The sequence below is a fragment of the Cupriavidus sp. YR651 genome (assembly GCF_900101625.1).
Classification (GTDB): Bacteria; Pseudomonadota; Gammaproteobacteria; order Burkholderiales; family Burkholderiaceae; genus Cupriavidus.
Genome location: NZ_FMYZ01000007.1, coordinates 196,084 through 220,287, shown reverse-complemented (window position 1 = coordinate 220,287; position 24,204 = coordinate 196,084). Strand labels below are relative to the sequence as shown.

The following is a 24,204-nucleotide window of genomic DNA, read 5'->3' as shown; positions in this document are numbered from 1 at the left end:
GAGTTGTGCGCAGCTTTCCGGGATTTCTTCCGACAACACTGCGCTAGCTGCGTTGATCTGCCGCTAACGGTGACGGCGTCGCATCGATTGCCGGCGCCAGTCCATCTGCCTTACCATCCACCCCTTCGCCGCAGGCAGTGGAATGGGAGGGATCGATGTCTGGATTTGGAAGGCGCGAGCTGCGCGCCGGGCTGACGGCATGGCTGGCTGCGGGCCTGCTCGGCATGGCCGCCGTCGCCCAGGCACAGGGCCCCGCCGGTGGACCGATCCGGCTGGGCATGATCGAGGGTCTGTCTGGCCCCTTCGCCAATGCGGGCGAGGCAGTGGTGCGCAACCTGCGCATCGCGATTGATCGCGTCAATGCGCGCGGCGGCGTGAAGACCCTCGATGGCCAGCGTCCGCTGGAACTGGTGACTTTCGACAGCAAGGGCAACGTCGACGAAAGTCTGATCCAGTTCCGCAGCCTGATCGACAAGCGTATTCCGTTTGTGTTGCAGGGCAACAGCTCCGCGGTCGCCGGTGCGCTTGTGGCGGCCATCAACCGTAACAATGTGCGCCAGCCCGATGCGCGCGTACTGTTCCTGAATTACTCGGCCGTTGATCCGGCGCTGACCAACGAGAACTGCAGCTTCTGGCATTTCCGCTTCGATGCCAGCTCGGACATGCGCATGCAGGCCCTGACAGAGGCCATCCGTGGCGAACATGCCGTGCGCAAGATCTACCTGATCGACCAAGACTACAGCTTTGGCCATCAGGTATCGAAAACCGCGCGTGAAATGCTGGCTGCCAAGCGGCCGGATATCCAGATCGTGGGCGATGAGTTTCATCCAGTCGGCAAGATCAAGGATTTCGCGCCGTACATTGCCAAGATCAAGGCAAGCGGTGCCGATGCGGTAATTACCGGCAACTGGGGCAATGACCTGACGCTGATGGTCAAGGCCGCACGCGAAGGCGGGCTCAATGCGCGCTTCTATACGTTCTATGGCAATGGCCTGGGCGCGCCTGCAGCCATGGGCGATGCCGGCGTGGGCCGTGTGCTGGCCGTGGCCGAATGGCATCCGAATGTGGGAGGCGCTGCCTCGGATGCGTTCTACCAGTCGTTCCGTGCCCGGTACCCCGAGCCGCGGGATGACTACGTCCACCTGCGCATGCAGATGATGGTGGAGATGCTGGTGCGTGCGATCGAGCAGGCCGGATCCGCCGACGCCGTCAAGGTGGCGCAGGCGCTGGAGAACATGCGCTACACCAATGCCTTCCACGAGGCCACCGTGCGCGCGGAGGACCATCAGGTCCTGCAGCCGCTCTATGTGTCGGTGATGGCGAAGCAGGGCGGGGACGTCCGTTTCGACAACGAAGGCTCCGGCTACGGCTTCCGCACGGTCAGGAAACTCAAGGCTGCGCAGACCACGCTGCCCACCACGTGCCGGATGGAGCGCCCGCAGAGCTGATCCGGTGGAAATCCGTCCGTCGCGGCCGGGCAGGGTTCGCCGCGGGGGCGATTTCGGCTATAATGCGCGGCTGTCGTCCATGGACCACTCGGGCCGGGGCGGCGGATGCCTTATCCATACAGGCACGACGCAGGTGGCGCATCCCGTGCTGCAGCGTTCGCAAGTGAAAGGAAATCATCATGGCAGTTGCCGATATCAACAAGTCGGAAGTTATCAAGCAGTTCGCCCGCGGCACCAATGACACGGGTAGCCCCGAAGTCCAGGTCGCTCTGCTGACCACCCGCATCAACGAACTGACCCCGCACTTCAAGGCCAACATGAAGGATCACCACAGCCGCCGCGGTCTGCTGCGCATGGTGAGCCGTCGTCGTCGCCTGCTGGACTACCTCAAGGCCAGCGACGCTGACCGTTACCGCGCCCTGATCGAAAAGCTGGGCCTGCGCAAGTAAGGTCTGCGGATGGCAGCACGAATCCTGCACAAGCTGTTTCTGCGCGATTTCCCGTGAGGCCACGATGCCTGCGTCAGCATTGCTGAGGCAGGCATTTTGCTTTTCTGGTCCGATGTTTCCCGCGCCGGATCATTGTTGGTTGTGATGTTTGCTTCACTATGCTGTCCGGGCGACTCCGCCCTGACGCCCGTTGCGCCACGACGTGTAACGGAGTAATTTACCTCGCTCTTTATCGCTCTGTGACACCGGAGCCGGCCAAGGAACCGGGGTTTTGTGTCATTCCATCGCGTGCTGCATCGTTACTCTGACGGTGGCGCGATGGAATGGCATAGCACTTCCCTGAGACTGCGGACCGGGACAAATCCGGCAGTTCGCCTGCCGCTGCGAGCGCAGGCGTGGCAAGGCCGCATGTGTATGCGGCCTGCATGCATGAATCAAGGAACGCTCATGACCATGTTCAATAAGATCGTCAAGGAATTCCAATGGGGCCAGCACACGGTCCGCATGGAAACCGGCGAAGTCGCCCGCCAGGCGGGTGGTGCTGTGATCGTCGACGTGGAAGACACCGTGGTGCTGGCCACCGTGGTGGCTGCCAAGAACCCGAAGCCGGGCCAGGATTTCTTCCCGCTGACCGTCGACTACATCGAAAAAACCTACGCTGCCGGCAAGATCCCCGGTGGCTTCTTCAAGCGTGAAGGCCGTCCGTCGGAAAACGAGACGCTGACCTCGCGCCTGATCGACCGTCCGCTGCGTCCGCTCTTCCCGGAAGGCTTCTACAACGAAGTCCAGGTGGTGGTGCACGTGCTGTCGATCAATCCGGAAGTTCCTGCCGACATTCCCGCGCTGATCGGCGCATCCGCCGCGCTGGCCGTGTCGGGTATTCCGTTCAGCGGCCCGGTGGGCGCCGCGCGAGTTGGCTACAAGGATGGTCAGTACCTGCTGAACCCGACCCGCTCGCAGATCGCCACCTCGGACCTGGACCTCGTGGTCGCCGGCACCGAGCGTGCCGTGCTGATGGTGGAATCGGAAGCCAACCAGCTGTCGGAAGACGTGATGCTGGGCGCTGTCGTCTACGGCCATGAGCAGATGCAGATCGCCATCAACGCGATCCACGACCTGGTGCGCGACGGCGGCAAGCCGGAGTGGGACTGGGCTCCGGCCGCCAAGAACGAATCGCTGATCGCCAAGGTCACCGAAGTTGCGCTGCCCCTGCTGCAGGAAGCCTATCAGCTGCGCCAGAAGTCGGCTCGCAGCCAGAAGCTGAAGGACGTGTCCGCCAACGTGATGGCTGCTTTGGCAGCGGCTGGTGTCGAAGCCGACAAGGTGGAAGTCGGCAACATCATGTTCGACCTGGAAGCGAAGATCGTGCGTGGCCAGGTCCTGGCGGGCGAGCCGCGTATCGATGGCCGCGACACGCGCACGGTGCGCCCGATCGAGATCCGTTCGTCGGTGCTGCCGCGCGCCCACGGCTCGGCGCTGTTCACGCGTGGTGAGACCCAGGCGCTGGTGGTGGCCACGCTCGGCACCAAGAGCGACGAGCAGATCATCGACGCACTGGCCGGCGAATACCGCGACCGCTTCATGCTTCACTACAACATGCCTCCGTTCGCGACCGGCGAAACGGGCCGCGTGGGCAGCCCGAAGCGTCGTGAAATCGGTCACGGCCGTCTGGCCAAGCGCGCGCTGATCCCGGTGCTGCCGAAGGATGACGAGTTTGCGTACACGATCCGTCTGGTGTCGGAAATCACCGAATCGAACGGCTCGTCGTCGATGGCTTCCGTCTGCGGCGGCTGCCTGGCACTGATGGACGCCGGCGTTCCGGTGAAGGCGCACGTGGCCGGCGTGGCCATGGGCCTGATCCTGGAAGGCAACAAGTTTGCCGTGCTGACCGACATCCTGGGTGACGAAGATCACCTGGGTGACATGGACTTCAAGGTGGCGGGTACCGACTCCGGTATCACCGCGCTGCAAATGGACATCAAGGTCCAGGGCATCACCAAGGAAATCATGCAGGTTGCGCTGGCGCAAGCCCGCGAAGGCCGTATCCACATCCTGGGCAAGATGCAGGAAGCGATGGGCCACGCGCGTACCGAACTGTCGGCACACGCACCGCGCATGATCACGATGAAGATTCATCCGGACAAGATCCGCGAAGTCATCGGCAAGGGCGGTTCGACCATCCAGGCGCTGACCAAGGAAACCGGCACGACCATCGACATCCAGGAAGACGGCACGATCACGATCGCGTCGACCTCCACGGATGGCATGGCCGAAGCCAAGCGCCGCATCGAGGGCATCACCGCGGAAGCCGAAGTGGGCAAGATCTACAACGGTACCGTGCTGAAGCTGCTGGACTTCGGCGCCATCGTGAACATCCTGCCGGGCAAGGATGGCCTGCTGCATATTTCCGAGATCGTCAATGAACGCGTCAAAGACATCAAGGACTGGCTGAAGGAAGGCCAGCACGTGCGCGTGAAGCTGATCCAGGCCGATGAGAAGGGTCGTCTGCGTCTGTCGCTGAAGGCAGCGCTGGCCGAAGAGGGTGGCAGCATCAGCCCGATCGTCCACGCCGACGCCCCGGCAGCCCCGGCGGCACCGACCTCGACGGACCAGCAATAAGCTGAACGTTGCACGCCGCGAGGCGTGCATCTGGTAGTACCGCAGTACAAAAAGCGGCTGGCGATGTCCAGCCGCTTTTTTGTTTACACTGCCGGACATTCCATCGCGTGCGGCGCGTGTCGCACGCCGGGCAATGCACGACATTAATGAGGAGTCATCATGAAAGCCATCGAGATCCGCGAATACGGCGCGCCGGAAGTCCTGCGGGAAACGCAGCGCCCGGACCCCGAGGCGAAGGCGGGCGAGATCCTGATTCGCGTGGCGGCTGCCGGCGTGAATCGTCCTGATGTGTTCCAGCGCACCGGCAACTATCCCGTGCCGCCGGGCGCGTCCGATCTGCCGGGTCTGGAAGTGGCTGGCGTGGTGGTCGGCGGTGACTTGTTGCATGCGGACAACCGTTTCGGCCTCAAGGTGGGCGACCGTGTCTGTGCGCTCGTGCAAGGCGGCGGCTACGCGGAACTGTGCACCGCGCCTGTGGCGCAGTGCCTGCCAGTGCCGGCCGGACTGACCGATATCGAGGCTGCGGCATTGCCTGAAACTTTCTTTACGGTGTGGAGCAATGTGTTCGACCGTGGTCAGCTCGGCAAGGGCCCTCGCGGCGCCGATGAGACGCTTCTGATCCAGGGGGGCTCGAGCGGCATCGGTACGACCGCGATCCAGATCGCCAAGGCGATGGGCTTCAAGGTCTTTGTGACCGCGGGCAGCGATGAAAAATGCAAGGCCTGCGAGTCGCTCGGCGCCGATCGCGCCATCAACTACAAGACCCAGGATTTCGCGGCCGAGGTCAAGGCGCTGACCGAAGGGCGTGGCGTGGACGTGATCCTCGACATGGTGGCGGGTTCCTATCTGGCGCGTGAGCTGTCGTGCATTGCCGATGACGGCCGCATCGTCATCATCGCGTTGCTGGGTGGCGCCAAGGCGGAGATCCCGCTCGGCGACGTCCTGCGCCGTCGCATCACGATCACTGGCTCCACGCTGCGGCCGCGTCCGGCATCGTTCAAGGGTGCCATTGCGCAGGCGCTGTACAAGAACGTCTGGCCGCTGCTGGCCGCCGGCAAGATCAAGCCTGTGATTCATCAGGTGTTTCCGGCCGCTCAGGCTGCGGACGCTCATCGCCTGATGGAGTCGAGCGAGCATATCGGCAAGATCGTACTGACCTGGTAACCGGCAACAGACAGACGTGGCCGCTGCCATCGCCGGTGGTTGCCGGTGGTTGCTGGCGGTCGCCGGGTGTGGGTGGTGGGCCACTGGCTGTATGCAAATGTCCGCCCGTTGTGGCGGACCCCCGGGCCCCGCGCTACAATAGCGGGTTTGATCGAAAGGGGGCCCTTGTGAGACAAAAGCTGGTCATCGGCAACTGGAAGATGCACGGCAGCCTGGTCGCCAACGCGGCACTGCTGGAGGGTATCAAGGCGGTGTCGTCCCGCGCGAAGCTGGCGGTTTGTGTCCCATTCCCCTATCTTGCCCAGTGCCAGACGCTGTTGTCCGGTGCGCAAGTGGCCTGGGGTGCCCAGGATGTTTCGGCCGAGGCCCGTGGCGCCTTTACCGGCGAGGTGGCGGCATCGATGCTCGGCGAGTTCGGCTGCGCGTATGCGCTGGTCGGTCACTCGGAGCGCCGCACCTATCATGGCGAGTCGGATGCGACGGTTGCCGCCAAAGCGCTGCGCGCGCTCGAATTCGGTATCGTGCCGGTGGTCTGCGTCGGCGAGACGCTGGCCGAACGCGAGGCGGGGCAGACCGAAGCGGTTGTGGGCCGTCAGTTGCAGGCTGTTCTGGATGCGCTGTCTATCGAGCAGCTTGGTCGGATTGTTCTGGCCTATGAACCTGTCTGGGCCATCGGTACCGGCAAGACCGCGACCAGTGCGCAGGCGCAGGCGGTGCACGCATTCCTGCGCGGTCAGGTGGCGGCAAAGGATGCCGGTGTGGCGCAGCGCATGGCCATCCTGTACGGCGGCAGCGTCAAGCCCGACAACGCCACCGAACTGTTTTCCATGTCCGATATCGACGGGGGCCTGATTGGAGGCGCTTCGTTGAAGGCGGATGATTTCCTCGCGATCGGCAACGCCTGAATGCCGGTTCCGATCGTCTGATCAGGCAAGTTCGAAACGAATTTAACCAAATGGCAATCTTCAAGACTTTGTTGGTAATCGTGCAGGTCCTGTCCGCACTTGGCGTGATCGGCCTTGTCCTGCTGCAGCATGGCAAGGGCGCCGATGTAGGCGCCGCGTTTGGCTCGGGCGCTTCCGGCAGCCTGTTCGGCGCATCCGGTTCGGCCAACTTTCTGTCGCGTACCACGGCTGTGCTGGCGTCGTTGTTCTTTGTCTGCACGCTCGGTCTGACGCTGCTGGGCAACTACAAGCCGAGCGCATCGCTGGGCGTGATGGGCGCCGCGCAACAGTCGGCTCCGGCGCCGGCTCCGGCCGGTGCTTCCGCGCCTGCCGCGGCGGCCGCAGCTTCGGCTCCCGCTGCCCCTGCCGTTCCGAAATAATCCGCCTGCGATACCGCTGATTCCTGAGTTTATTTGCAGTTGTGCATTGAACAAATCCGGGATCATGGGTTAGAATGCAAGGCTTGAAACGATTCCCCAGCGACGGGGCCTGAGCGAAGGACAGACTCCTTTGAGCAGGTCGCGGAAGGTGTAAAAACCTGGCGCAAGGCAATATTGTTTCTCCCCCAGCCGACGTGGTGAAATTGGTAGACACGCTATCTTGAGGGGGTAGTGGCGAAAGCTGTGCGAGTTCGAGTCTCGCCGTCGGCACCAAACAACTTGATCGGAGTCCGTTGTGGCACATGCCCCTGGCCAATGTTCCCGAACGCGACTCCGGCAGTCCGCAAGGCGGCGCCGTAGCTTCGACGGAATGGCGCTTGGGGTGGGCAACAGGACGCCGCTTCAGCTGGTGCTGTTGACAACATTCCAGATAAGGCTGGCCGTACCTTGACACTCGAAGCCTACTTCCCCGTCCTCATCTTTATCCTCTTTGGCATCGTGCTCGGTGTAGCGCTGATGTCCATTGGTCGGATACTCGGTCCCAACAATCCTGATACTGCGAAGCTGTCGCCCTACGAGTGCGGCTTCGAAGCGTTCGAGGACGCGCGCATGAAGTTCGACGTGCGCTATTACCTCATCGCCATCCTCTTTATCCTGTTCGATCTCGAAACTGCTTTCCTGTTTCCCTGGGGCGTTGCCCTCAAGGACATGGGATGGCCGGGATTCATCGCCATGGGCGTGTTTCTGCTGGAATTCATCGTGGGCTTCGTCTACATCTGGAAAAAGGGCGCGCTCGATTGGGAGTGATGTGAAATGGCAATCGAAGGCGTTCTCAACGAAGGCTTTGTCACGACTACCGCTGACAAGCTGATCAACTGGACCCGCACGGGCTCGCTCTGGCCGATGACGTTTGGCCTGGCCTGCTGTGCCGTGGAAATGATGCATGCTGGCGCCGCGCGCTACGACATGGACCGCTTCGGCGTGATTTTCCGCCCGTCGCCGCGTCAGTCGGACGTGATGATCGTGGCCGGCACGCTGTGCAACAAGATGGCGCCCGCGCTGCGCAAGGTCTACGACCAGATGGCCGAGCCGCGCTGGGTGATCTCGATGGGCTCGTGCGCCAATGGCGGCGGCTACTATCACTACTCGTACTCGGTGGTGCGCGGTTGCGACCGTATCGTGCCGGTCGACATCTATGTTCCGGGCTGCCCGCCGACGGCGGAAGCGCTGATCTACGGCGTGATCCAGCTCCAGAACAAGATCAAGCGTACCAACACCATCGCGCGCAAGGGCTGACATGGCGACCCTCGACACCCTCAAGGCCGCGCTCGAGAAGGTTCTCGGCAAGCGCGTGCAGAATCTGATCGAGGCCACCGGCGAACTGACGTTGATCGTCAAGGCCGATGACTATCTCGAAACCGCCCGCCTGCTGCGCGACGATCCGTCGCTGCATTTCGAACAGCTGATCGACCTCTGCGGCGTGGACTATTCCGATTATGCGGAAGGTAGCTGGGACGGCCTGCGCTTCGCGGCGGTGTCGCACCTGCTGTCGCTGAAGCATAACTGGCGCCTGCGCGTACGTGTGTTCGCGCCGGATGACGATTTTCCGGTGCTGCCGTCCGTGATCGACGTCTGGAACGCGGTCAACTGGTTCGAGCGTGAAGCTTTCGATTTCTACGGCATCGTGTTCGAAGGGCACCCCGATCTTCGCCGCCTCCTGACCGACTACGGTTTCGTCGGCCATCCGTTCCGCAAGGACTTCCCGGTTTCCGGTTTCGTCGAGATGCGCTACGACCCGGAACAGAAGCGGGTCATCTACCAGCCGGTGACGATCGAGCCGCGCGAGATTACGCCCCGCGTAATTCGCGAGGATAACTACGGCGGCACGCAGCACTGAGATCGCGTCATGGCAGATATCAAGAACTACACCCTCAACTTCGGTCCCCAACACCCGGCAGCACACGGCGTGCTGCGCCTGGTGCTTGAGCTGGACGGCGAAGTCATTCAGCGCGCCGACCCGCATATCGGCCTGCTGCACCGCGCCACGGAAAAGCTGGCCGAGCAGAAGACCTGGATTCAGAACGTCCCCTACATGGACCGTCTCGACTATGTGTCGATGATGGTGAACGAGCACGCTTACGTGATGGCGATCGAGCGCCTGCTGGGCCTCGAGGTGCCGGTCCGCGCGCAGTACATCCGCGTGATGTTCGACGAAATCACCCGTCTGCTGAACCACCTGATGTGGATCGGTTCGCACGCGCTGGACGTGGGCGCGATGGCGGTGTTCCTCTATGCGTTCCGTGAGCGCGAGGACATGTTCGACATGTACGAGGCGGTGTCCGGTGCGCGCATGCACGCGGCTTACTATCGTCCGGGCGGCGTGTACCGCGACCTGCCGGACACAATGCCGCAATACCGTGCGTCCAAGATCCACAACGAGCGTGCCATCAAGGTCATGAACGAAGCGCGTTCGGGCTCGCTGCTGGACTTCATCGAGGACTTCACGAACCGGTTCCCGACGTATGTCGATGAATATGAGACGCTGCTGACCGATAACCGTATCTGGAAGCAACGTCTGGTCGATATCGGCGTGGTCAGCCCGGAACGTGCGCTGCAGATGGGCTTTACCGGCCCAATGCTGCGCGGCTCGGGCATCGAATGGGATCTGCGCAAGAAGCAGCCGTACGAGGTCTACGACAAGGTCGACTTCGACATCCCCGTCGGTACGGCCGGCGACTGCTACTCGCGTTACCTGGTGCGCGTGGAAGAAATGCGCCAGTCGAACCGCATCATCAAGCAGTGTGTGGACTGGCTGCGTCGCAACCCGGGCCCGGTGATCACCGAGAACCACAAGGTGGCGCCGCCGTCGCGGGTGGACATGAAGTCCAACATGGAAGAACTGATCCACCACTTCAAGCTGTTCACCGAAGGCATCCACGTGCCGGCCGGTGAGGCTTACGCGGCGGTGGAACATCCGAAGGGCGAGTTCGGCATCTATGCGATCTCCGATGGCGCGAACAAGCCGTACCGCCTGAAGATCCGTGCTCCGGGCTTCGTCCACCTGGCCGCGCTCGACGAAATGGCCAAGGGTCACATGATTGCGGACGCGGTCACGATCATTGGTACGCAGGACATCGTTTTCGGCGAGATCGACCGTTAAACCAGAGAGAGACACCAGGCCATTGGATGGTGTCTCCTGATGGCCGTCGCCCGGACGACGATCCGGGCCTGTTCGGCCGGCCCCGCTGGTGACGGGGGCGGCAGGCGATGCCTGCGACGAACCGGCAAGGGTTGCTGTGCAACTTGCCGGCGGAACAAGGCAGCGACGGCTGCAAAACCAGCGGGGGTGCGCGCAAGGCGCGCGGCGTCCGCCGTATTACTGCAATGACCATGCTATCAGCAGAAGCTCTCAAGGAAATCGATCGCGCGATCGCGAAGTATCCGACCGACCAGAAACAGTCGGCCGTGATGGCGGCACTCGCCGTGGCACAGGGCGAGGTGGGTTGGGTTTCCCCCGAAGTCATGCAGTTCGTCGCCAGCTACCTGGAAATGCCGCCCGTGTGGGTGGAAGAGGTGGCCACGTTCTACAACATGTATGACACCAAGCCGGTGGGCAAGTACAAGCTCACCGTCTGTACCAACCTGCCGTGCGCGCTGTCCGGCGGCGAGCGGGCTGGCGAATACCTGAAACGCAAGCTCGGTATCGACTACAACGAAACCACCGCGGACGGTTGCTTCACCCTGAAAGAGGGCGAGTGCATGGGCGCATGCGGCGACGCACCGGTGATGATCGTCAACAACACCCGCATGTGCAGCTTCATGAGCGACGCCAAACTCGACGCCCTGGTCGACGAGCTCAAGGCCGAAGCCGCCGCCAAGGGGGACAAGTAACATGACCTCTCTGCACGACCGTCACATCAAGCCGCTGATCCTGGCTGGCCTGGACGGCAAGAACTGGCACCTGGAAGACTACGTCAAGCGCGGCGGCTACAAGCAGCTGCGCCGCATCCTGACGGAAAAGATTCCGCCCGAGCAGGTGATCGCCGACGTCAAGGCGTCCGGTCTGCGCGGCCGCGGCGGCGCGGGTTTCCCGACCGGCCTGAAGTGGAGCTTCATGCCGCGTACGTTCCCGGGCCAGAAGTACCTGGTCTGCAACACGGACGAAGGCGAGCCCGGCACATTCAAGGATCGCGACATCATCCGCTACAACCCGCATTCGCTGATCGAAGGCATGGCCATCGGCGCGTATGCGATGGGTATCACCGTGGGCTACAACTACATCCACGGCGAAATCTGGAACGAATACAAGATCTTCGAGGAAGCCCTCGAAGAAGCGCGCGCGGCCGGCTTCCTGGGTGACAACATCCTCGGTTCGGGCTTCAACTTCCAGCTGCACGCGCATCACGGCTATGGCGCCTACATCTGCGGCGAGGAAACCGCGCTGCTGGAATCGCTGGAAGGCAAGAAAGGCCAGCCGCGCTTCAAGCCGCCGTTCCCGGCCAGCTTCGGCCTGTACGGCAAGCCGACCACGATCAACAACACCGAGACGTTTGCCGCGGTGCCCTTCCTGCTGGAAGTGGGCCCGGACAACTATCTCAAGATGGGCAAGCCGAACAACGGTGGCACCAAGATCTTCTCGATCTCGGGTGACATCGAGCGTCCGGGCAACTACGAGATTCCGCTGGGCACGCCGTTCTCGACGCTGCTGGAACTGGCTGGCGGCATGCGCGGCGGCAAGCGTATCAAGGCCGTGATCCCGGGCGGTTCGTCCGCGCCGGTGGTGCCGGGCGACATGATGATGGCGTCCGACATGGACTACGACTCGATCGCCAAGGCCGGTTCGATGCTGGGCTCGGGCGCCGTGATCGTCATGGACGAGACGCGTTGCATGGTCCGCTCGCTGCTGCGCCTGTCGTATTTCTACTTTGAAGAATCGTGCGGCCAGTGCACGCCGTGCCGGGAAGGCACCGGCTGGCTCTATCGCATGGTCAATCGCATTGAACACGGAGAAGGCCGCCAGGAAGACCTGGACCTGCTCAATAACGTCGCGGAAAACATCATGGGTCGCACGATTTGCGCGCTCGGCGATGCCGCGGCGATGCCGGTACGCGGCATGCTCAAGCACTACTGGAAAGAGTTCGAGTATCACGTCGAACACAAGCAGTGCATGGTCCCGGCCCATTCCTGAAGCGTGGCAGAACATGGTTGAACTCGAGATCGACGGCAAGAAGGTAGAGGTTGCGGAAGGCAGCCTCGTGATGGAAGCCGCCCGCAAGCTGGGCACCTACATCCCCCATTTCTGCTACCACCGCAAACTGTCCATCGCGGCGAACTGCCGCATGTGCCTGGTTGAAGTGGAAAAGGCGCCCAAGGCGCTCCCCGCCTGCGCCACCCCGGTGACGCCCGGCATGAAGGTCTTCACGAACTCCGAAAAGGCCGTCAAGGCCCAGAAGTCCGTGATGGAATTCCTGCTGATCAACCACCCGCTCGACTGCCCGATCTGCGATCAGGGCGGCGAATGCCAGCTGCAGGATCTGGCCGTGGGCTACGGTGCGTCGGAATCGCGCTACAAGGAAGAGAAGCGTGTGGTGTTCCACAAGAACGTGGGCCCGCTGATCTCCATGGAGGAGATGACCCGCTGCATCCACTGCACCCGCTGCGTGCGCTTTGGCCAGGAAGTGGCCGGCGTGATGGAGCTGGGCATGCTGAACCGCGGCGAGCACTCGGAAATCACGACGTTCGTCGGCCAGACCGTGGATTCGGAACTGTCCGGCAACATGATCGACCTGTGCCCGGTCGGTGCGCTGACCAGCAAGCCGTTCCGCTACTCGGCCCGTACGTGGGAGCTGGCCCGCCGCAAGTCGGTGTCGCCGCACGATGGCCTTGGCGCCAACCTGGTGGTCCAGACCAAGAACCAGCGCGTGATGCGCGTGGTGCCGCTGGAAAACGAGGACGTCAACGAATGCTGGCTGTCGGACAAGGACCGCTTCGCCTATGAAGGCCTGAACAGCCCGGACCGCCTGACGCGTCCGCTGCTGAAGCAGGGTGGCGAATGGATGGAATCCGACTGGCAGACCGCGCTGGAATATGTGGCCAACGGCCTGGCCAGCATCAAGCGTGATCATGGCGCCGACCAGATCGCCGCGCTGGCCAGCCCGCACAGCACGCTGGAAGAGCTGTACCTGCTGGGCAAGCTGGTGCGTGGCATCGGCAGCGACAATATCGACTTCCGCCTGCGCCAGACCGATTTCTCGGCAGCCCTGAAGGGCGCGCCGTGGCTGGGCATGCCGGTGGCTGATGTCACCACGCTGCAACGCGTGCTGGTGATCGGCTCCTCGCTGCGCAAGGATCATCCGCTGCTGGCCTCGCGTCTGCGCCAGGCTGGCAAGAAGGGCGCCCGTGTGGCCGTCCTGGGCACCGGTGGCGAAGACCTGCTGATGCCGCTGGCCGCACGCATCGACGTGGCCCCGTCCGGCTGGACTGCCGCGCTGGCCGGTGTGGCCCGCGCCGTGGCCACTGCCAAGGGCGTGGCCGCTCCGGCCGGCACCGATGGCGTCGACGGTGGCAACGCCGCGAAGGTGGTTGCCGATGCGCTGTTGTCGGGCGAGCGCCGCGCGGTGTTCCTCGGCAACGAGGCTGTGCGTCACCCGCAATTCTCCGCGCTGCATGCACTGGCTCAGTGGATCGCCACGGAAACGGGCGCCACGCTGGGCTTCCTGACCGAAGCGGCCAACACCGTGGGCGGCTACATTGCCGGCGCGCTGCCGCAGAATGGCGGCGCCAATGCGCAAGCCATGCTGGATGCGCCGCGCCGCGCCTACATCGTGCTGAATGCCGAGCCCGAGTTCGACACCGCCGACGCCCGCAAGGCGCTGGCCGCGCTGAACCAGGCAGGTACCGTGGTCGTGCTGTCGCCGTTCCGCTCGGAAGCGGCCATGCAGTACGCCGACGTGATCCTGCCGGTGACGCCGTTCACGGAAACTGCCGGCACCTTCGTCAACGCCGAAGGCAAGCCGCAAAGCTTCAACGGCGTGGTCCGTGCGCTGGGTGAATCGCGTCCGGCCTGGAAGGTGCTGCGCGTGCTGGGCAACCTGCTGGACGTGCCAGGCTTCGACTTCGACACGGCCGAAGCCGTGCGCGACGAAGTACTGGCCAAGCCGCTGGCCGCACAACTGAACAACGCCACCGATGCCCCGATCCGCGTGACGGCTGCCGTCGCCAACGGTATCGAACGCATCGCCGACGTGCCGATCTACCATGCCGACCCGATCGTGCGCCGCGCAGATTCGCTGCAGTTGACCGCCGCCGCGCGCCGCGCGCTGCAGGTCTCGCTGTCTTCGGACCTGTTCGGCAAGCTGGGCGTGCAAGCGGGCGACCCGGTGCGCGTGACGCAAGGCGAGGGTAGCGTAGTGCTGCCGGCTGCCCTGGAGGCGACGCTGCCGGCCAACACCGTGCGCGTGCCGGCCGCGACCGTCGCGGCCGCCAGCCTGGGCGCACTGTTCGGCAACGTCACCGTTGAGAAAGCCATCGAACTGCCGGGTGGCAATACCGCTGCGGCAACGTCGGCGGCCACCGCATAAGAAGAGCGAGAAAGCAACATGATCGACTGGATTACCTCGCAAGGACAGGCCATCTTCGGCGGCGTATGGACGCCGCTGTGGATTCTCATCCGCGCCGTGGTCATTGTGGTGCCGCTGCTGCTGTGCGTGGCCTACCTGATTTTGTGGGAGCGCAAGCTGATTGGCTGGATGCACGTCCGGATCGGCCCGAATCGCGTGGGCCCGCTGGGGCTGCTGCAGCCGATCGCCGACGTGCTGAAGCTGCTGCTCAAGGAAGTCATGATGCCGACGCAGGTCAGCCGGGGCATGTACCTGGTGGCCCCGCTGATGGTGCTGATGCCCGCCGTGGCGATCTGGGCGGTGATTCCGTTCCAGGCCGAAGTGGTGATGGCCGACGTGAACGCCGGTCTGCTGTATGTGATGGCGATCAGCTCCGTGGGCGTCTACGGCGTGATCCTGGCCGGCTGGGCCTCGAACTCCAAGTACGCCTTCATCGGCGCCATGCGCGCCGCGGCACAGATGGTGTCGTATGAAATCGCCATGGGCTTCGCGCTGGTGACCGTGCTGATGGTGGCGGGCAGCCTGAACCTGTCGGCGATCGTGAACGGCCAGAACACCGGCTACTTCGCCAACATGGGCATCAACATCCTGTCGTGGAACTGGCTGCCGCTGCTGCCGATGTTCGGCGTGTACTTCATCTCCGGCGTGGCCGAAACCAACCGTCACCCGTTTGACGTGGTGGAAGGCGAATCGGAAATCGTGGCCGGTCACATGATCGAGTACTCGGGCATGGGCTTCGCGCTGTTCTTCCTGGCCGAATACATCAACATGATCGTCATCTCCACGATGACCGCGCTGATGTTCCTGGGTGGATGGGCGCCGCCGTTCTCGAGCGCGCTGACCAACGCGATTCCGGGCTTCTTCTGGCTGCTGATCAAGGTTTTCCTGCTGTTGTCGGTATTCATCTGGATCCGCGCATCGTTCCCGCGCTATCGCTATGACCAGATCATGCGTCTGGGCTGGAAGATTTTCATTCCGCTGACCGTGGGCTGGCTGATCATTGTGGCGATCTGGATCAAGTCGCCGTGGAACATCTGGCACTAAAAGGCCAGGCGACGGTGCGCCACTGCAGTGGCAGGGCGCACCGCGCGGAAATATTTAGGAAGCAATCGTCATGCTGACCGCCATCAAGGACTTCTTCAACAGCCTGCTCCTGAAGGAACTCTTCAAGGGTATGGCGCTGACCGGCCGCTATCTCTTCGCGCGCAAGATCACCGTCCAGTTCCCGGAAGAGAAGACGCCGATGTCACCGCGTTTCCGCGGCCTGCACGCACTGCGTCGCTACCCCAATGGGGAAGAGCGTTGCATCGCATGCAAGCTGTGTGAAGCGGTGTGCCCGGCGATGGCCATCACGATCGAATCGGACGCGCGCAATGACGGCACCCGCCGCACCACGCGCTACGACATCGACCTGACCAAGTGCATTTTCTGCGGCTTCTGCGAAGAGGCTTGCCCGGTCGACGCCATCGTCGAGACGCACATTCTCGAGTACCACGGCGAGAAGCGCGGCGACCTGTACTTCACCAAGGACATGCTGCTGGCCGTTGGCGACCGCTATGAGCCGCAGATCGCCGCGGCCAAGGCAGCGGACGCCAAGTACCGCTAAGCAGGGCGGGTGTCGGGCCAGGTGCCCGTCGCCCAAATGAATTTGAATCGGCCCTGAACAAGGGCCAACAGAAGGATGCCGCAGCAGAAGCGGGCCACCCAGGCGGGTGACCCGTGGCGTGCGGCACCAAAGAGGATCCGATAGGGACCATGGAACTCACGACCGCCATCTTCTATGCCTTTGCGTTGGTGCTGGTGCTCTCCGCACTGAAAGTCATCACGGCAAAGAACCCGGTGCATTCCGCACTGTTCCTCGTCCTGGCGTTCTTCACCGCCGCGGCCATCTGGATGATCCTGAAGGCGGAGTTCCTCGCCATCCTGCTCGTGCTGGTCTACGTCGGTGCCGTGATGGTGCTGTTCCTGTTCGTGGTGATGATGATCGATATCGACATCGAGCACCTGCGCCGCGACTTCTGGACCTACGTGCCGCTGGCCTCGGTGGTCGGCGCGCTGATCATCGCGGAAATGGCGATCGTGCTGGTGCGCAATTTCATCGGCACCACGGCAGCCGCGCTGCCCGCCGGCTCGCAGGACCCGAACTACTCGAACACCGGCGCGCTGGGCAAGGTGATCTATTCGGATTACGTCTACGCGTTCGAAGTGGCCGGCATCATCCTGCTGGTGGCGATCATCGCCGCCGTGGCGCTGACCCTGCGCCGCCGCAAGGACGTCAAGGCACAGGACGTGTCGCGCCAGTTGCGTACCCGCCGCGATGACCGCGTGCGCATCGTGAGCATGCCGGCCGAGGGCCGGGCCGAAGCGGATGCCACGGCAGCCGCCAATAAGAACTAAGCCCGGAGAATAACGCTGTGCTCTCTCTCGCCCACTTCCTCGTGCTCGGTGCGATCCTGTTTGCGATCAGCATCGTCGGCATTTTCCTGAACCGCAAGAACGTGATCGTGCTGCTGATGGCGCTCGAACTGATGCTGCTTGCGGTGAATATCAACTTCGTGGCCTTCTCGCACTACATGGGCGATCTGGCCGGACAGGTTTTCGTTTTCTTCATCCTCACGGTGGCCGCCGCCGAATCGGCAATCGGTCTGGCAATCCTGGTCGTGCTGTTCCGTAACCTGGACACGATCAATGTGGACGACATGGATACCCTCAAGGGCTGATCCATGACCGACTACGCAAAGACCCAAGACCGTACCCCGATCGCACACCAATAAGCGTCCTATGGCAACCACGCTCAACCCCAACCTGCTGCTGGCGATTTCGCTGGCGCCGCTCGCCGGCGCCGCGATAGCCGGTCTGTTCGGTACCAAGTTCTTCGGCTCGTTTTCCTCGGAGTCGCGCGGCGGCCGGATCGTGGCCCACTCGGCGACGATCCTTGGTGTCGCCATCTCCTTCGTGTTGTCGCTGCTGGTGCTGCGCGATGTGATGGATGGCGCCAGCTACAACGGCACCGTCTATGAATGGATGGCGATCGGCAGCCTGAAGATGGAAGTCGGCTTCCTGGTCGATTCCCTGACCGCGATGATGATGGTGGTCGTGACCTTCGTATCGCTGATGGTGCACATCTACACCGTCGGCTACATGCAAGGGGACCACGGCTACAACCGTTTCTTCGCCTACATCTCGCTCTTCACCTTCTCGATGCTGATGCTGGTGATGAGCAACAACTTCCTGCAGCTGTTCTTCGGCTGGGAAGCGGTGGGCCTGGTGTCGTACCTGCTGATCGGCTTCTGGTACACCCGCCCGACGGCGATCTTCGCCAACCTGAAGGCATTCCTGGTCAACCGCGTGGGTGACTTCGGCTTCATCCTCGGTATCGGCCTGCTGCTGGCCTACAGCGGCAGCATGAACTACTCGGACGTGTTTGCCGCCCGCGAGAACCTGGCGACGGTCGTGTTCCCAGGCACGGACTGGATGATGCTGACGGTGGCGTGCATCTGCCTGTTCATCGGCGCGATGGGCAAGTCGGCGCAATTCCCGCTGCACGTGTGGCTGCCTGACTCGATGGAAGGCCCGACCCCGATTTCCGCACTGATCCACGCGGCCACGATGGTGACCGCCGGCATCTTCATGGTGGCGCGCATGTCGCCGCTGTTCGAGCTGTCGGATACCGCGCTGTCCTTCGTGCTGGTAATCGGTGCCATCACGGCCCTGTTCATGGGCTTCCTGGGCATCATCCAGAACGACATCAAGCGCGTGGTGGCTTACTCGACGCTGTCGCAGCTCGGCTACATGACGGTGGCACTGGGCGCGTCGGCCTACTCGGTGGCCGTGTTCCACCTGATGACGCACGCGTTCTTCAAGGCACTGCTGTTCCTCGGCGCCGGCTCGGTGATCATTGGCATGCACCATGATCAGGACATCCGCAACATGGGTGGCCTGCGCAAGTACATGCCGATCACGTGGATCACGTCGCTGGTCGGCTCGCTGGCCCTGATCGGCACGCCGTTCTTCGCGGGTTTCTACTCCAAGGACTCGATCATCGAGGCCGTGGCCGAATCCCACATCGCCGGTTCGGGCTTCGCCTACTTCGCGGTGCTGGCCGGTGTGTTCGTGACCGCGTTCTACTCGTTCCGCATGTACTTCCTGGTGTTCCATGGTGAAGAGCGCTTCGGCAAGCCGCACCTCCACCACGATCACCACGAGGAAGAAGAGGAATCGCACGGTGACGACCATCACCACGGTCTGGCCCCGGGCGAAAAGCCGCATGAGTCGCCGTGGGTGGTGACCCTGCCGCTGGTGCTGCTGGCGATCCCGTCGGTGATCATCGGTGCCATCGCCATCGAGCCGATGCTGTTCGGTGACTTCTTCAAGCACGGCGTGGCGTTCAAGGAAGTGATCTTCGTGGGCGAGAATCACCACGCGATGGAAGAGCTGAAGGAAGCCTTCCACGGCTGGGTGCCGATGGCGCTCCACTCGCTGACGACCCCCGTGTTGTGGCTGGCCATCGCCGGCGTGGTGCTGTCCTGGTTCTTCTACATGAAGCGCCCGGATATCCCCGAAGCCATCAAGCAACGTTTCTCGGGCCTGTACAAGCTGCTGGACAACAAATACTACATGGACGCCATCAACCAGGTCGTATTCGCCCGCGGTGCGCGTCTGCTGGGTACCGGCCTGTGGAAGGGTGGCGACCAGGGCCTGATCGACGGCGTATTCGTCAACGGTTCGGCCCGTGTGGTGGCATCGTTTGCCGCCGCCAGCCGCTACCTGCAGTCTGGCTATATCTACCATTACGCTTTTGCGATGATTATCGGCATGCTGGTGCTCCTGACGCTGACGGTCACTGGCGTGATAGGCACCAAGTGATAGGCACCAAGTAAGGAAAACAAAGAAATGGTTCTGTCTTTCGCAATCTGGCTGCCAATCGCCTTCGGCCTGCTGATCCTCGCGTCCGGATCGGATCGTAGCAAGTGCTACGTCCGCTGGATGGCGCTGTTCGGCGCGCTGGCCAGCTTCATCGTCACGCTGCCGCTGGTCGTCCACTTCGACACGGCCACCGCGGCCATGCAGTTCGTCGAGCAATTCGACTGGATCGAGCGCTTCAAGATCCAGTACCACCTGGGTGTCGACGGCATCTCGATGTGGTTCGTGGTGCTGACCGCGTTCATCAACGTGATCGTGGTCATCTCGGCCTGGGAAGTGATCACCGACCGCGTGGCCGAATACATGGCCTCGTTCATGATCCTGTCCGGCCTGATGATCGGCGTGTTCTGCGCGCTGGACGGTCTGCTGTTCTACGTGTTCTTCGAGGCCACGCTGATCCCGATGTACATCATCATCGGCGTCTGGGGCGGTCCGAACCGCGTGTACGCGGCGTTCAAGTTCTTCCTCTACACGCTGCTGGGCTCGCTGCTGACCCTGGTCGCGCTGCTGTACCTGTACAGCAAGACCGGCACGTTTGAAATTCTCGGCTGGCACCAGGCCAAGCTGTCGATGCAGGAGCAGGTCGCGCTGTTCGTGGCGTTCTTCATGGCCTTCGCGGTGAAGGTGCCGATGTGGCCGGTGCATACCTGGCTGCCGGACGCCCACGTGGAAGCACCGACCGGTGGTTCCGTGGTGCTGGCGGCGATCATGCTGAAGCTGGGTGCCTACGGCTTCCTGCGGTTCTCGCTGCCGATCGCGCCGGACGCCAGCCACACGCTGGCCCCGTTCATCATCACGATCTCGCTGATCGCCGTGATCTACATCGGCCTCGTGGCGCTGGTCCAGGCCGACATGAAGAAGCTGGTGGCGTATTCGTCGATCGCCCACATGGGTTTCGTGACGCTGGGCTTCTTCATCTTCAACGACATCGGCGTGGAAGGCGGCATCATCCAGATGATCTCGCACGGTTTCGTGTCGGGCGCCATGTTCCTTTGCATCGGCGTGCTGTATGACCGCGTGCACTCGCGCCAGATCGCCGATTACGGCGGTGTGGTGAACACGATGCCGAAGTTCGCGGCGCTGTCGGTGTTCTTCGCGATGGCCAACTGCGGCCTGCCGGCCACCTCGGGCTTCGTGGGCGAGTTCATGGTCATCCTGGGCGCCGTGAAGTACAACTTCTGGATCGGCCTGCTGGCCGCCACGGCCCTGATCTTCGGCGCGGCGTACTCGCTGTGGATGGTCAAGCGCGTGATCTTCGGCGATGTCGTGCACCAGCACGTGCGCGAACTGCTGGACCTGAACAAGCGCGAGTTCTTCATGCTGGGTCTGCTGGCCATCATGACGCTTTACATGGGCCTGTACCCGAAGCCCTTTACCGACGTGATGCACGCATCGGTGGTGAACCTGCTGTCCCACGTGGCACAGTCCAAGCTGTAACCGGGGGAGAGAAATCAACATGCAACCGTCAACTAGCCTGGCCCCCGTGGCGCCAATCATTTTCCTGGCGATCGCCATTGCGGCGATCAACTGGATCGACCTTGCCCGCGGCAAGAGCCGTCAGAGCCTGGCGTATCCGCTGTCGCTGCTGACCACCCTGATCCTGACCGTGTGGTTTGGCATGAACGCCGCCAGTGGCGAGACGCACTACGCGTTCGCCAACCTGGTGGTGATCGATCCGATGGCCAACGTGCTGTCCGCGTTCTGCGCCGCCGGCATGTTCCTGACGCTGATCTATACGCGCAGCTACCTGGCCGAGCGCGACATGTTCGCTGGCGAGTTCTACATGCTCGCGCTGTTCACGTTGGGTGGTCAGGTCGTGATGATCACCGGCAACAACTTCCTGACCCTGTACCTCGGCCTGGAACTGTTGTCGCTGTCGTCGTACGCACTGGTGGCCCTGCGCCGCGAATCGCGCGTGACGTCGGAATCGGCCATGAAGTACTTCGTGCTGGGCGCGCTGGCATCGGGCTTCCTGCTCTATGGCGTGTCGATGATGTACGGCGCCACCGGTTCGCTGAACCTGGGCGAGGTGTTCCGCGTGGTTGAGTCCGGCCGCGTCAACACCACGATGCTGGCATTCGGCGTGGTCTTCATCGTTGCCGGCCTGTCCTTCAAGATCGGTGCCGCACCGTTCCACATGTGGATCCCGGACATCTACCAGGGTTCGCCGACCGCCGTGACGCTGCTGATCGCCGGTGGCCCGAAGGTTGCCGCGTTCGCGCTGATCGTGCGCGTGCTGGTGGAGGGCCTGCTGCCGCTGGCCAGCGACTGGCAGACGATGCTGGTGGTGTTGGCGGTGGCGTCGCTGGTGATCGGTAACCTGACCGCCATCGCGCAGACCAACCTGAAGCGGATGCTGGCTTACTCGACCATCTCGCACATGGGCTTCATCCTGCTGGGCATGGTATCCGGCGTGGTGGCCAACAAGGCGGATGGCGCGGCCGATGCGTACAGCGCGTCGATGTTCTATTCGGTGACGTACCTGCTGACCACGCTCGGCACCTTCGGTCTGATCCTGATCCGTACCCGCAAGGGCTTCGAAGCCGAAACGCTGGATGATCTGAAGGGCATGTCGCGTCGTCATCCGTGGTTTGCGCTGCTGATGCTGGTGATGATGTTCTCGATGGCCGGCATTCCGCCGACCGTGGGCTTCTACGCCAAGCTGGCCGTGCTGCAGGCGGTGGTGAAGGCCGGCATGAACTGGCTGGCCATCGTGGCGGTGCTGTTCTCGCTGATCGGCGCCTTCTACTACCTGCGCGTCGTCAAGCTGATGTACTTTGACGCACCGGTTGGCGAAGAGCCGCTGGAAGCGTCGACGGGCCTGCGCTCGGTGCTGAGCCTGAACGGCCTGGCCGTCATCCTGCTGGGTATCTTCCCGGCTGCGCTGATGAACCTGTGCTACCAGGCGATCCGCGCGACGCTCGCATCCTGATCGTACAAGGCAAGCAATCATGAGTTCCTCGGCGGGCGGCTGGTTTGTCATCTTTCTGGCACTGGTTTGTGCCAACCTGCCGTTCGTCAACCAACGCCTGTTTGCGGCGGTGGGCCTCAAGTGGGCTCGCAAGCCGCTCTGGCTGCGCGTGGTGGAACTGATCGTGTGGTACGTGGTGGCCGGCCTTGCCGGCTTCGCGGTGGAGGCCAGCCTCGGCAACGCCTTCCCGCAAGGCTGGCAGTTCTACGCCATCACGGCCTGCATGATGCTGGTGTTCGCCTTCCCCGGCTTCACCTGGCAATACCTGGTCAAACACCGCACGGCCTGACGGCTAGCCTGCGCCCGGGCCCGTGCAATACCCCCGGAGCGTTCATGACGGACAAGACCCACGCCGCGTCGGCCACCCAACCGGCCGCATCCGGATCGGATGATCACCTCAGGGAAACCTGCGTGGCGTCCGCCACCATCCACCGCGGCAAATTCCTCACCCTGAAGCAAGACATCGTGCGTCTGCCGGATGGCAAGCAGACCGGGCGCGAGTACGTGCTGCATCCGGGCGCGGTCATGATGATCCCGCTGTTCGACGATGGCACGGTGTTGATGGAGCGCCAGTTCCGCTATCCGGTGGGCGAGGTCATGCTGGAATTTCCGGCCGGCAAGCTGGACCCGGAAGAGGGCGCCCAGCGCTGCGGCGAGCGCGAGCTGCTCGAGGAAACCGGCTACACCGCCCGCCGCTGGGACTACCTGGCACGGATTCACCCAGTCATTTCCTATTCCACCGAATTTATCGACCTGTTCCTGGCACGTGACCTGACGGCCGGCGAGTCGAAGCTCGATGACGGCGAGTTCCTGGAGACGTTCATTACCCCGGTGGGGCAGGTGATCGACTGGGTGCGCCAGGGCCGGATCAGCGACGTCAAGACGATCATCGGCGCGTTCTGGCTGGAGAAAGTGGTGTCGGGCGCCTGGCAACCGGGCGAGCTGGCCGAGCCGCCGTTCCCGGTCAGCCGGAACGGCGGCTGACTTTCTGCTTTGCTGCTAAGCTTGCGACGGCCATCCGCCACGGGGTTTTCCCTCGATTTGCGACGGGTGGCGGGGTGGCGCCGCGGGATTGTGTTTTGAACGCATCCTGCGGGGCGGAACGGTCACAGAAATAAATTAGCACGACCGTTCACAAAATTTCGATTCACGGCTAATATTGCCCGACGGGCTGGAAAGATCATGAAGGTGCTCGACCTGCGCTGTGCGCAAGACCATCGTTTCGAGGGCTGGTTTGCCTCGGAGGAAGATGCGCAGTCGCAGATGTCGCGCAACCTCGTCCAATGCCCGGTCTGTGGCGACCATGCCGTCAGCCGCCTGCCCAGCGCGCCGCGCCTGAATCTGTCAGGCGCCAGCGCAAAGCCGGCGCCAACGCAAGCCGCGCCAGCCATGCAGGGCAATGCCGAGGTGCAGCAAGCCATGCAGGCGCTGCAGGCGCGCTACCTGAAGGCTGTCAGGCAGGTCATGGCGCAGACCGAGGACGTGGGCGACCGCTTTGCCGAGGAGGCGCGGCGCATTCACTACGAAGAGGCTCCGGAACGCGGCATCCGCGGTTCGGCCTCGGCGGAGGACGTGCAGGCGCTGGCCGAGGAGGGCATCGAGACCTTTCCGCTCATCGTGCCGGACGCACTGAAGCAGACGGCCCACTGAACAAGCATCCTGTGCCCGGGTTTTCCTTGCGCAGCGA

23 protein-coding genes and 1 tRNA gene are annotated in these 24,204 nt (G+C 62.9%); all 24 read left to right on the top strand.

Annotated elements, in window-relative coordinates; genetic code table 11:
- Positions 1-155: 155 nt before the first annotated feature.
- Positions 156-1,448: a branched-chain amino acid ABC transporter substrate-binding protein gene (locus tag BLR29_RS20210; RefSeq protein WP_369804665.1), complete on the top strand. Its 1,293-nt coding sequence runs from the start codon at positions 156-158 to the stop codon at positions 1,446-1,448.
- 179 nt (positions 1,449-1,627) lie between these two features.
- Positions 1,628-1,897 carry a 30S ribosomal protein S15 gene (gene rpsO, locus BLR29_RS20205; RefSeq protein ID WP_092138848.1) on the top strand — a complete coding sequence of 90 codons (270 nt, stop codon included), beginning with the start codon at positions 1,628-1,630 and terminating at the stop codon, positions 1,895-1,897.
- A 447-nt stretch (positions 1,898-2,344) separates the two neighbouring features.
- Positions 2,345-4,516, top strand: coding sequence for a polyribonucleotide nucleotidyltransferase (pnp, locus tag BLR29_RS20200; RefSeq protein ID WP_092138846.1), 2,172 nt, complete (start codon positions 2,345-2,347; stop codon positions 4,514-4,516).
- Between the two features lie 159 nt (positions 4,517-4,675).
- Complete coding sequence (locus BLR29_RS20195; RefSeq protein ID WP_092138843.1) at positions 4,676-5,680, top strand: NAD(P)H-quinone oxidoreductase; 1,005 nt, start codon at positions 4,676-4,678, stop codon at positions 5,678-5,680.
- A gap of 167 nt (positions 5,681-5,847) precedes the next feature.
- Positions 5,848-6,585: a triose-phosphate isomerase gene (tpiA, locus tag BLR29_RS20190; RefSeq protein ID WP_092138841.1), complete on the top strand. Its 738-nt coding sequence runs from the start codon at positions 5,848-5,850 to the stop codon at positions 6,583-6,585.
- 50 nt (positions 6,586-6,635) lie between these two features.
- Positions 6,636-7,004 (top strand): preprotein translocase subunit SecG, encoded by a 369-nt coding sequence (secG, locus tag BLR29_RS20185; protein WP_092138839.1) that lies wholly within the window; start codon positions 6,636-6,638, stop codon positions 7,002-7,004.
- Positions 7,005-7,192: 188 nt separating this feature from the next.
- Positions 7,193-7,277: transfer RNA gene (locus BLR29_RS20180), tRNA-Leu, on the top strand.
- Positions 7,278-7,451: 174 nt separating this feature from the next.
- On the top strand, positions 7,452-7,811 hold the full coding sequence (locus BLR29_RS20175; RefSeq protein ID WP_092138837.1) for an NADH-quinone oxidoreductase subunit A: 360 nt from the start codon (positions 7,452-7,454) through the stop codon (positions 7,809-7,811).
- Between the two features lie 6 nt (positions 7,812-7,817).
- Positions 7,818-8,300 (top strand): NuoB/complex I 20 kDa subunit family protein, encoded by a 483-nt coding sequence (locus BLR29_RS20170; RefSeq protein WP_008643342.1) that lies wholly within the window; start codon positions 7,818-7,820, stop codon positions 8,298-8,300.
- Position 8,301: 1 nt separating this feature from the next.
- Positions 8,302-8,901 (top strand): NADH-quinone oxidoreductase subunit C, encoded by a 600-nt coding sequence (locus BLR29_RS20165; RefSeq protein ID WP_092138835.1) that lies wholly within the window; start codon positions 8,302-8,304, stop codon positions 8,899-8,901.
- Positions 8,902-8,910: 9 nt separating this feature from the next.
- Complete coding sequence (locus BLR29_RS20160) at positions 8,911-10,164, top strand: NADH-quinone oxidoreductase subunit D (protein ID WP_092138833.1); 1,254 nt, start codon at positions 8,911-8,913, stop codon at positions 10,162-10,164.
- A 230-nt stretch (positions 10,165-10,394) separates the two neighbouring features.
- Entirely contained in the window at positions 10,395-10,895 is a 501-nt protein-coding gene (gene nuoE / locus BLR29_RS20155; RefSeq protein ID WP_092139162.1) for an NADH-quinone oxidoreductase subunit NuoE, read from the top strand.
- Position 10,896: 1 nt separating this feature from the next.
- Positions 10,897-12,192 (top strand): NADH-quinone oxidoreductase subunit NuoF, encoded by a 1,296-nt coding sequence (gene nuoF / locus BLR29_RS20150; RefSeq protein ID WP_092138831.1) that lies wholly within the window; start codon positions 10,897-10,899, stop codon positions 12,190-12,192.
- A 13-nt stretch (positions 12,193-12,205) separates the two neighbouring features.
- The gene (nuoG, locus tag BLR29_RS20145) at positions 12,206-14,584 is read left to right on the top strand and encodes an NADH-quinone oxidoreductase subunit NuoG (RefSeq protein ID WP_092138829.1); all 2,379 of its coding nucleotides are present in this window, start codon (positions 12,206-12,208) and stop codon (positions 14,582-14,584) included.
- Between the two features lie 18 nt (positions 14,585-14,602).
- Positions 14,603-15,667 carry an NADH-quinone oxidoreductase subunit NuoH gene (nuoH, locus tag BLR29_RS20140; RefSeq protein WP_092138827.1) on the top strand — a complete coding sequence of 355 codons (1,065 nt, stop codon included), beginning with the start codon at positions 14,603-14,605 and terminating at the stop codon, positions 15,665-15,667.
- Between the two features lie 73 nt (positions 15,668-15,740).
- Positions 15,741-16,229: an NADH-quinone oxidoreductase subunit NuoI gene (gene nuoI, locus BLR29_RS20135; RefSeq protein WP_176861013.1), complete on the top strand. Its 489-nt coding sequence runs from the start codon at positions 15,741-15,743 to the stop codon at positions 16,227-16,229.
- 149 nt (positions 16,230-16,378) lie between these two features.
- Positions 16,379-17,020 carry an NADH-quinone oxidoreductase subunit J gene (locus BLR29_RS20130; protein ID WP_092138823.1) on the top strand — a complete coding sequence of 214 codons (642 nt, stop codon included), beginning with the start codon at positions 16,379-16,381 and terminating at the stop codon, positions 17,018-17,020.
- 17 nt (positions 17,021-17,037) lie between these two features.
- A complete protein-coding gene (gene nuoK, locus BLR29_RS20125; protein WP_092138821.1) occupies positions 17,038-17,343 on the top strand; it encodes an NADH-quinone oxidoreductase subunit NuoK in 306 nt (101 codons plus the stop codon).
- 61 nt (positions 17,344-17,404) lie between these two features.
- Entirely contained in the window at positions 17,405-19,489 is a 2,085-nt protein-coding gene (nuoL, locus tag BLR29_RS20120) for an NADH-quinone oxidoreductase subunit L (RefSeq protein WP_092138819.1), read from the top strand.
- 27 nt (positions 19,490-19,516) lie between these two features.
- Entirely contained in the window at positions 19,517-20,983 is a 1,467-nt protein-coding gene (locus tag BLR29_RS20115) for an NADH-quinone oxidoreductase subunit M (RefSeq protein WP_092138817.1), read from the top strand.
- A gap of 19 nt (positions 20,984-21,002) precedes the next feature.
- The gene (gene nuoN, locus BLR29_RS20110) at positions 21,003-22,478 is read left to right on the top strand and encodes an NADH-quinone oxidoreductase subunit NuoN (RefSeq protein WP_092138815.1); all 1,476 of its coding nucleotides are present in this window, start codon (positions 21,003-21,005) and stop codon (positions 22,476-22,478) included.
- Positions 22,479-22,497: 19 nt separating this feature from the next.
- A complete protein-coding gene (locus BLR29_RS20105; RefSeq protein ID WP_092138813.1) occupies positions 22,498-22,806 on the top strand; it encodes a DUF2818 family protein in 309 nt (102 codons plus the stop codon).
- 44 nt (positions 22,807-22,850) lie between these two features.
- Positions 22,851-23,501: an NUDIX domain-containing protein gene (locus BLR29_RS20100; protein WP_092138811.1), complete on the top strand. Its 651-nt coding sequence runs from the start codon at positions 22,851-22,853 to the stop codon at positions 23,499-23,501.
- Positions 23,502-23,699: 198 nt separating this feature from the next.
- Entirely contained in the window at positions 23,700-24,167 is a 468-nt protein-coding gene (locus BLR29_RS20095; RefSeq protein WP_092138809.1) for a DUF1178 family protein, read from the top strand.
- Positions 24,168-24,204 lie beyond the last annotated feature (37 nt).

Excerpts from the sequence above, each read along its gene's own strand:
- nuoH (WP_092138827.1), top strand. The coding sequence starts at position 14,603 with ATGATCGACTGGATTACCTCGCAAGGACAGGCCATCTTCGGCGGCGTA.
- nuoF (WP_092138831.1), top strand. The coding sequence starts at position 10,897 with ATGACCTCTCTGCACGACCGTCACATCAAGCCGCTGATCCTGGCTGGC.
- nuoE (WP_092139162.1), top strand. The coding sequence starts at position 10,395 with ATGCTATCAGCAGAAGCTCTCAAGGAAATCGATCGCGCGATCGCGAAG.
- BLR29_RS20115 (WP_092138817.1), top strand. The coding sequence starts at position 19,517 with ATGGTTCTGTCTTTCGCAATCTGGCTGCCAATCGCCTTCGGCCTGCTG.
- BLR29_RS20130 (WP_092138823.1), top strand. The coding sequence starts at position 16,379 with ATGGAACTCACGACCGCCATCTTCTATGCCTTTGCGTTGGTGCTGGTG.
- BLR29_RS20095 (WP_092138809.1), top strand. The coding sequence starts at position 23,700 with ATGAAGGTGCTCGACCTGCGCTGTGCGCAAGACCATCGTTTCGAGGGC.
- BLR29_RS20170 (WP_008643342.1), top strand. The coding sequence starts at position 7,818 with ATGGCAATCGAAGGCGTTCTCAACGAAGGCTTTGTCACGACTACCGCT.
- BLR29_RS20210 (WP_369804665.1), top strand. The coding sequence starts at position 156 with ATGTCTGGATTTGGAAGGCGCGAGCTGCGCGCCGGGCTGACGGCATGG.
- secG (WP_092138839.1), top strand. The coding sequence starts at position 6,636 with ATGGCAATCTTCAAGACTTTGTTGGTAATCGTGCAGGTCCTGTCCGCA.
- nuoG (WP_092138829.1), top strand. The coding sequence starts at position 12,206 with ATGGTTGAACTCGAGATCGACGGCAAGAAGGTAGAGGTTGCGGAAGGC.
- nuoN (WP_092138815.1), top strand. The coding sequence starts at position 21,003 with ATGCAACCGTCAACTAGCCTGGCCCCCGTGGCGCCAATCATTTTCCTG.
- BLR29_RS20160 (WP_092138833.1), top strand. The coding sequence starts at position 8,911 with ATGGCAGATATCAAGAACTACACCCTCAACTTCGGTCCCCAACACCCG.
- BLR29_RS20105 (WP_092138813.1), top strand. The coding sequence starts at position 22,498 with ATGAGTTCCTCGGCGGGCGGCTGGTTTGTCATCTTTCTGGCACTGGTT.
- BLR29_RS20165 (WP_092138835.1), top strand. The coding sequence starts at position 8,302 with ATGGCGACCCTCGACACCCTCAAGGCCGCGCTCGAGAAGGTTCTCGGC.
- BLR29_RS20195 (WP_092138843.1), top strand. The coding sequence starts at position 4,676 with ATGAAAGCCATCGAGATCCGCGAATACGGCGCGCCGGAAGTCCTGCGG.
- rpsO (WP_092138848.1), top strand. The coding sequence starts at position 1,628 with ATGGCAGTTGCCGATATCAACAAGTCGGAAGTTATCAAGCAGTTCGCC.
- nuoL (WP_092138819.1), top strand. The coding sequence starts at position 17,405 with ATGGCAACCACGCTCAACCCCAACCTGCTGCTGGCGATTTCGCTGGCG.
- pnp (WP_092138846.1), top strand. The coding sequence starts at position 2,345 with ATGACCATGTTCAATAAGATCGTCAAGGAATTCCAATGGGGCCAGCAC.
- BLR29_RS20100 (WP_092138811.1), top strand. The coding sequence starts at position 22,851 with ATGACGGACAAGACCCACGCCGCGTCGGCCACCCAACCGGCCGCATCC.